Here is a 7,410-nt window from a genome sequence, read left to right as displayed (position 1 = left end):
GTCGTAGGCCGCGTTCCACTGCTTGCCGTTGGCCGGGACGGTGCCGCCACCGGCAGGCGTCGTGACATCGAAGCTGGACGGCAGCGACGTGAACGAGCTCAGCGGGTAGCTGACGTGCTTCTGCGTGTCCGGGTAGGTCTTGACGCTGTCGTCGCTACCGGTACCGGGCTGGTTCGAGGTCACCGACCACTGGTGCCACGAGCAGGCCGAGATGGTCTGAGGACCGGCATCTCCGCTCCACATGTTGTTGTTGACCACGTAGTCGCCGGTGCTGAATGACCCGTCCGAGGCCGAGGACGTCCAGGTCGGCGTGCAGGAGGCAGGCCCGTCGGAGGCAGGCTGGTCGGGGAACCGGATGCTGTTCCAGCCGGTGCCGATGACGGGGTACGGGCTGATCCAGCCGCCGGCGCCGTCGCCGCGGTACATCCGCAGCGTGCCATCGCTCAGCCGGGCCAGCACGTCGCTGTGGCCGTCGCCGGACCAGTCTCCGGCACCGAGGAGCGCCGTGAAGCCGCCCCAGTTGGTCCCGACGACTCGCGTGGCGGCGAAACCGCCAGTGCCGTTGCTCCGATAGAGATCGAGCTGGCCGGTCGCGGTGTTTCGCGCGAGGAAGTCAGGTGCGCCGTCGCCGTCGAAGTCACCGGTCGGCATGAAGGAGTCCATGGGTCCCCACCCACTGCCGATCACGCTCATGCCGAGGAAGCCACCAGCCCCGTTGCCGCGGTAGAGCCGGAGCGTGCCGTCGCTCTTGACGGTCGCCAGGAGGTCCGGATGGCCGTCGCCGTCCCAGTCGCCGGGGGAGAAGATATGGCTGAAGGCCTGCCACCCGTTGCCGATGGTCCGGCTCGGCGCGAAGCCCCCGGCGCCGTTGCCGGGGTAGAGCATCAGTGCACCGGTGGAGGGGTTGCGGGCGATGATGTCCGTCCCGCCGGTGCCGTCCCAGTTGCCCACCATCCGGATCTGGTCGAGGCCGTTCCACCCCTGACCGACCTGGGTCGGTGCGCCCGCGAACCCGCCCGCACCATCGCCGCGGTACATCCACAGACGCCCGTCAGCCGTCGGTGCCACGATGTCGGCCCTCCCGTCGCCGCTCCAGTCGGAGGCAGCGGTGGGATTGACGGCGGCGGGGGCTCCCTGCGCCGGCAGGCTCTGCGCCGGTAGGCTTCCCATCGCGAGGGTGACTGTGGCTGCCGCCACCAGCGCAGACAGGGTTGCCTTGAGAGTCATCGTTGCCTTGAGGTTCATCGCTTTACCACCTTCCGCAGCGCGGATGCTCCGGAAGACCTGTGGTCATGCGGTTCGGCGGGGCTCGCGGCTGCTCGGCCCACGGAGCGCAGTGCAGTGTCGGTCGTCTCCATGACGTACTCCTTGGCTCGCAAGACCACGGAAGCGTACCCTCAGGCCTCGCTTGCGGCCTGTTGCGGCGGGTTCCGTCTCATAGAGTGAAGAGGTCCGGTCTCAGAGAATGAGCCAGACGCCGGTGTTTCATGATGGGTGCGGCTGGGTAGTGGTGCGTGGTGAGTACTACTGAGTCCAGAGACAATGGCGAGTTCAGCCGCGACGCCGCGACCGTCGACGAGCCCGTCGATGAGCGCCGTGACACCGATCCCGCGGTCGTGGAGCGTCGCCGAGACACCATGGCCGCCGCACACGGCACGGCCCTGCAGGCCGAGCGCGAGCAGTTCGGCGGGATGAAGTTCGGGTCGGCCTTCTTCGGCTGGCTCACCGCCATGGGGATGGGCGTGATTCTCACCGCGATCCTGGCCGCAGCAGGTGCTGCCGTGGGCGTGACCAAAGGCGCCGACGCCTCGAAGGTGAGCACCCAGGCCAGTCAGAATGTCGCGAGCGTCGGCATCATCGGCGCCATCGTGCTGGCCGTCCTCGTCTTTCTCAGCTACTTCGCGGGCGGCTACGTCGCCGGTCGGATGGCGCGCTTCAACGGTGCTCGCCAGGGCGTTGCCGTATGGCTGTGGGCGCTGCTCGTCGCCATCCTCGTCGCCGTGGCCGGTGCGGTTGCGGGAAGCAAGTACGACGTGCTGTCCAGGCTCAACGGGTTCCCGCGGATCCCGGTCAGCCAGGGCACGCTCAGCACGGCGGGCATCGTGGCGCTGGTCCTCGTGGCGGTCACCAGCCTGGTCGGGGCGGTCCTCGGCGGCCTGGCGGGCATGCGCTACCACCGGCGGGTGGACCGGGCAGGTCTCGAGGCGATCTGACCGCCGCTGGCTCCCCGGCGATCGCCGGCGATCCGGCGGTAAATGGCGAGCCTCGGCCGGCGCGCCTGGCTAGCCTCCCCTGGTGAGCGCGAACCCAGCCGACGGCCTCAGCCTCGAGTTCTCCACCGACCCCGGCGAGTTCCTCGACACCGCCGGTGGCTACCTGGCCGCAGATCCCCTCGTCAGCACCGTCGTGACCACCGTCGCCGACCGGGCGCGGGCGCAGCAGGCAGCGGGCGTAACGCAGCCCGAGCGCGACTGGTGGCTCGTCGTCAGGGGCGGCGGCGATGCCGTGGTCGGGGCGGCGATGCGGACGGCGCCGTTCGCGCCATACCCGCTGTTCCTCCTGCCCATGCCGGAGGAGGCCGCCACCGCGCTCGCGACCGCCCTGCACGAGCGTGGCGAGGAGGTGAGCGCTGTCAACGGCGCGCTGCCCGCGGCGGAGCGCTGCGCCGCCGAGCTGGCCCGCCTCACCGGCGGAAAGCTGGTGGTGGCCCAGCACACGAGGCTGCACGTGCTCGAGCAGCTCGTCCAGCCGGAGCGCGTTCCCGGCCGGCTCGTGGCCGCCACGCAGGCCCACGCCGACCTCGTTATGGAGTGGCTGACCGCCTTCATGGGCGATGCTGACGAGCAGGCCGGGCGCCCGCGCGGCTCCAGTCCCCACGAGCTCGACCCCCACACGGTGGCCCGGCGCCTGGACGCAGGCGAGCTGTGGTTCTGGGTCGACGACGCGGGCCGGCCCGTCCATCTCACCGCGGTGAACCCGGCGTCGTTCGGGGTGTCCCGGGTCGGACCGGTCTACACGCCGCCGGAGCACCGCGGCCATGGCTGGGCGAGCAACGCCGTGGCCGAGGTCTCTCGGCGGGTCCAGGCCGAGGGTGTGCGGGTGTGCCTGTTCACCGACCAGGCGAACCCGACCTCGAACAAGCTGTATGCCGCCCTGGGCTACCGGCCTGTGGTCGACATGGCCAACCTGCTCGTGATCCGCTGACCTGGGAGTCCGCGCACCATGGGAGGCTGCGACCAGCTGTTCGCCCGACCACCGAAGGAGCCGCCCCGTGCCTGACGTCGATGCCACTGAGCTGACTGAGGGAGCGTCCCGGTGAGCGAGGTGTTCGTCTACGACGCCATCCGCACCCCGTTCGGGAGGTATGGCGGTGCCCTCGCCGGGTCCCGCCCGGATGACCTGGCCGCGCTCGTGCTGCGTACGCTGCTTCAGCGCAGCCCGGACCTGGACCCCGCCCAGGTGGGCGAGGTGGTCCTGGGCAACGCCAACGGGGCCGGAGAGGACAACCGCAACGTCGCGCGCATGGCGGGGCTCCTGGCCGGACTCCCCGTCACCATCCCGGCCACGACGGTGAACCGACTGTGCGGGTCGAGCCTCGACGCGACCATCGCCGGTGCCCGGCAGATCGCGCTGGGGGAGTCCGACGTCGTCGTGGTCGGCGGTGTGGAGTCGATGACGCGCGCCCCCTGGGTCCTGCCCAAGTCGAGCCGGGCGTTTCCCGCGGGCAATGCCGAGCTCGTCTCGACCACGCTCGGGTGGCGGCTCGTCAACCCCGCGATGCCCGAGGTCTGGACCGTCTCGCTCGGCGAGGCCACCGAGCAGCTGCGGGAACGGGAAGGCGTCTCCCGCGAGGACCAGGACGCGTTCGCTCTGCGCTCCCACCGGCTCGCCGCACAGGCCTGGGACGCCGGCTTCTACGACGGTCTCGTCGTGCGAGTCCCCGGCGTGGAGCTGGACCGCGACGAGTCGATCAGGGCGGACACCACCCCCGAGAAGCTTTCCGCGCTGGCGCCGGTGTTCCGCAGGGAGGGCACCGTGACCGCAGGCAACGCCTCACCACTCAACGACGGCGCCTCGGCTGCAGTGCTGGGCAGCGCGGGAGCCGCCGAGATGCTCGGGCGCGCTCCGGTCGCCCGGGTCGCAGGGTGGGGTGCGGCGGCGAACGAACCCCAGCTCTTCGGCTTCGCGCCGGTCGAGGCCGCGAACACCGCACTCCAGCGGGCCGGCATCGGCTGGGGAGAGGTCGGCGCGGTCGAGCTCAACGAGGCCTTCGCCGCACAGTCGCTCGCCTGCATCCGCGCATGGGACGTCGACCCGGACCTGGTCAACCAGCACGGTGGGGCCATCGCGATCGGTCACCCGCTCGGCGCGTCGGGCACCCGCGTCCTGGGCACTTTGGCGCGCTCGCTCGAGCGCAGTGGCCGGCGCTGGGGGGTGGCGGCGATCTGCATCGGCGTGGGTCAGGGTCTTGCCGTCGTCCTCGAGAACATGGCGGCCTGAGGCACGGGCCGCGACCCCTGACCGGCTGGCGTTCTGCCAGCCGGTCAGGGGGCCCGTCGGCTAGTCGGTCGGCTGACCGGTGCTCGGGTCGAGCACCAGGTGCCGGGTCGCGCGCCGTCCGCCGTGGAAGGCGAACAGGTTGTCCAGAGTGCCGGCCTTGGCGTCGAAGGAGCTGTCGCCGATCCGTCCTGTGCTCCAGTTGTCCTCGACGAACCTCAGGATCGAGCTCTGGTCCGTCACGGTGTGGTCGACGAAGTTGCTCTTCGCGTAGGGAGAGATGACCAGCAGCGGCTGACGCGGACCGTAGCCGCACCGGTCCTGGTATCCGCCGGACACCCGTGCCGGGTTGGCGCCGCACTGCCCCGGTGCCGTCAGCGCGTCGGTGGGGTCCTGCGACTGGTTGACGATCGGAGACATCTGGTGGTCGTACCAGCCGTCACTGTCGTCGTAGGCCACGACGACGGCGGTGTTCTTCCAGTCGGGGGTCTTCTGGAGCCGGTTGACCGTGTCGACGAGGAAGCGCTGCTCGTCCAAGGGCGTGGAGTAGCCGGCGTGGCCGTCCTGGTATGCGGCGGCCTTGAGGTAGCTGACCGACGGCATGGTGCCGGCCTTCACCGAGGCCCAGAAGTCGGAGAGGTCGTACTGGTGGTTGGCGGGGCCGGCGTGACCGATCTCGGCGACCGACGCGGGCCGCGTGTGCTGGAGGTTGGCCGTGCTGGGGTAGTACTGGAAGGGCTCGTGGTGGGGGATGTAGTCCTTGCTGGTGACCCCGCCCACGTCGGTGTGGGTGGCCGTGCAGTCGGCGAAGCCGCCCTGGAACCAGCCCCAGCTGACGCCCTTGGCGTTGAGCAGGTCACCGACGTTCTTGTTCGTGGACCCGGGCACCGTGCTGCTGGTGTCGCGGGTGTCGCACTTGTCGCCGGTGGGCTGGGGGTCGCCGATGACAGTGCTGCTGCTGGCGGGCACCGCGGTGCCGTCGGTCGTGAAGCCGTGGGTCTGGCCCGAGACGAGGTTGAGCGCCCCAGGCGTGGAGGGACCGAACGTGCTCGAGTACGAGTTGTCGCTCATGGCGAAGTGCTGGGCGTAGTTCCACAGTCCGGTGACGGTGTTGCCGTCGTAGTAGCCCATGACCAGGCCCTTGCCCGTGCCGTAGTCGGCACAGGTGCCCGCGCCGCGGCCGACGGTCTCCACGAACTTGTCCATCGCGCCGGCGTCGAACGCCTTCTGCTCGTCGGTGTAGCTGTGGTCCTGGTCGCACGTCTGCGCCTGGTTCCGGCCCAGGCGGAACGGCTGCACCGAGTTCGGGTTGTTGGGAGCCTGCAGCGACGGGCCCAGCCCGTTGACGCTGGGCGTGCCGGGCTTGGCGACGAAGCGCGGCTCACCGGCGGTGTTGGCGGCATGGGGGTAGGTCGCGAAGTAGTGGTCGAACGAGACGTTCTCCTGGTAGATCACTACCAGGTGCTTGATCGGCGTCGTCGTGGTCGCGGACACGCGACCAGCTCGGGGTGACGCGGTGGCCGGCCCGGAGGCGGACGCCGCGATCGCGGGCAGGCCGGCAGCCAGCAGAGAGGCCGCGACGGCCGTGGTGAGCAGGGGGCCGCGCCCCCGGCGTGTGGTGGTTGAGGAAGTCATCGACGAGCTCCTTGGAGGTTGTCAGGTGGCCGCAGCGTGCGGCTCCCGCCACGCTCACGCGCCTCGCGAACCGCCGGGGGCGCAGCACATGTCGTCCAGGTGAACACTGGCCCAAGGGACGGCGGACATCTGGACGACGAGCCCCGGAGACGGCGGCTTCAGCCCACACTCGCGCTCACGGCGTCGGGGCGGCATCCGCAGCTCTCGCGGTGCTCGATCTCGGCCGGGAGCCGCACGATGTGCCGTGGCGCGAACGGGTCCGCCAGCCGGCGCAACAGTAGCTGCACCGCCTGGGCGCCCATGGCGTGGAAGGGCTGGGCAGCCGCGGTCAGGGCCGGCGACATGGCGCTGGCCCACTCGAAGTCGTCGAAGGTGACCAGTGCCACGTCGTCCGGCACGTGACGGCCCGCCTCCTTGAGTGCGAGCAGCGCGCCGATCGTCATGGCGTTGTTGCCGCTGAAGATCGCCGTGGGCGGGTGGTCGAGCCGCAGCAGCTTCGCGGTGGCCGCGCGACCACCGGCCACCGTCGAGTGAGCGGCCACGGCCAGCCCGGCGTCGACCGGCACGCCGAGGAGCTCGTGGGCGCGGACGTACCCGCGCCAGCGCTCCTTCGTGGTGGACAGTCCCTCGAGGCCGGTCAGCATGCCGATCCGGCGATGCCCGAGGTCCAGCAGGTGCTCGACCAGCGCGACGGAGACGGCCTCGTTCTCCGTGCCCACCTGGTCGCAGCGCACGTCACTCATCCGGTCGACGAGCACGAACGGGGTCTGGTGTTTGCGTAGCAGAGGCAGGGTCACCGACTCCCACCCGGGCGTGGGAGCGATGACGATTGCCTCGACGTTGTGGGCCAAGAGCATCGCCACGGCGGCCGCCTCGCGCTGAGCGTCGTCGTGGGTGTCACACAGCAGCAGCGCGAAGCCCGCGCGGCTCGCCTCCGACTCCACCCCCTGGATCAGCTCACCGAAGTAAGGGTTGGAGGCGCCGGTGATGGCCAGCCCTAAGACTCGTCCGGTGCGGGGACGCACGGCCAGGGGTGGTGGCTCGTAGCTCAGGCTCTCCAGCGCGTGCCGCACACGGTCGCGGGTGTCGGGGGCCACGAACCTCGTCCCGTTCACGACGTGCGAGACGGTCGTGATGGAGACCCCCGCCAGCGCTGCGACATCGGCCAGGCGCGAGGCGCGCCGTGGGGGCTTCATTGCCACATCGTCAGGGGGCCGGAACATTTCGCGCAACCATTTGCGCAAACTATTTTCCTCGAGTTGCGCGACTCCTAGATTG

6 protein-coding genes are annotated in these 7,410 nt (G+C 70.5%); 3 read left to right on the top strand and 3 right to left on the bottom strand.

The features are described 5' to 3' along the window. Positions 1-1,245, bottom strand: a 1,245-nt coding sequence (locus tag VGN50_RS01165) for an FG-GAP-like repeat-containing protein (protein ID WP_327442797.1), incomplete at its 3' end; no start/stop codon positions are given. Between the two features lie 272 nt (positions 1,246-1,517). Between VGN50_RS01165 and VGN50_RS01160 the strand changes: the two genes are divergently transcribed. From VGN50_RS01160 to VGN50_RS01150, 3 genes are all read left to right on the top strand, one after another. After that, entirely contained in the window at positions 1,518-2,213 is a 696-nt protein-coding gene (locus VGN50_RS01160; protein WP_327442796.1) for a hypothetical protein, read from the top strand. An 82-nt stretch (positions 2,214-2,295) separates the two neighbouring features. Continuing rightward, the gene (locus tag VGN50_RS01155) at positions 2,296-3,204 is read left to right on the top strand and encodes a GNAT family N-acetyltransferase (protein ID WP_327442795.1); all 909 of its coding nucleotides are present in this window, start codon (positions 2,296-2,298) and stop codon (positions 3,202-3,204) included. A 111-nt stretch (positions 3,205-3,315) separates the two neighbouring features. Further along, a complete protein-coding gene (locus VGN50_RS01150) occupies positions 3,316-4,500 on the top strand; it encodes a thiolase family protein (protein ID WP_327442794.1) in 1,185 nt (394 codons plus the stop codon). A gap of 60 nt (positions 4,501-4,560) precedes the next feature. Here VGN50_RS01150 and VGN50_RS01145 read toward each other — a convergent pair whose 3' ends face one another. Both VGN50_RS01145 and VGN50_RS01140 read right to left on the bottom strand, forming a co-directional pair. After that, positions 4,561-6,132: an alkaline phosphatase family protein gene (locus VGN50_RS01145; protein WP_327442792.1), complete on the bottom strand. Its 1,572-nt coding sequence runs from the start codon at positions 6,130-6,132 to the stop codon at positions 4,561-4,563. A gap of 158 nt (positions 6,133-6,290) precedes the next feature. After that, positions 6,291-7,328: a LacI family DNA-binding transcriptional regulator gene (locus VGN50_RS01140; protein ID WP_327442791.1), complete on the bottom strand. Its 1,038-nt coding sequence runs from the start codon at positions 7,326-7,328 to the stop codon at positions 6,291-6,293. Between the last annotated feature and the right edge of the window lie 82 nt (positions 7,329-7,410).

The sequence above is a fragment of the Pedococcus sp. genome, assembly GCF_036000045.1.
Taxonomy (GTDB): Bacteria; Actinomycetota; Actinomycetes; order Actinomycetales; family Dermatophilaceae; genus Pedococcus.
This window is presented reverse-complemented; position numbering and strand designations above follow the sequence as displayed.

What these genes read in the sequence shown, in the direction of transcription:
- VGN50_RS01145 (WP_327442792.1), bottom strand. Translation starts at nt 6,132, where the DNA reads ATGACTTCCTCAACCACCACACGCCGGGGGCGCGGCCCCCTGCTCACC.
- VGN50_RS01140 (WP_327442791.1), bottom strand. Translation starts at nt 7,328, where the DNA reads ATGAAGCCCCCACGGCGCGCCTCGCGCCTGGCCGATGTCGCAGCGCTG.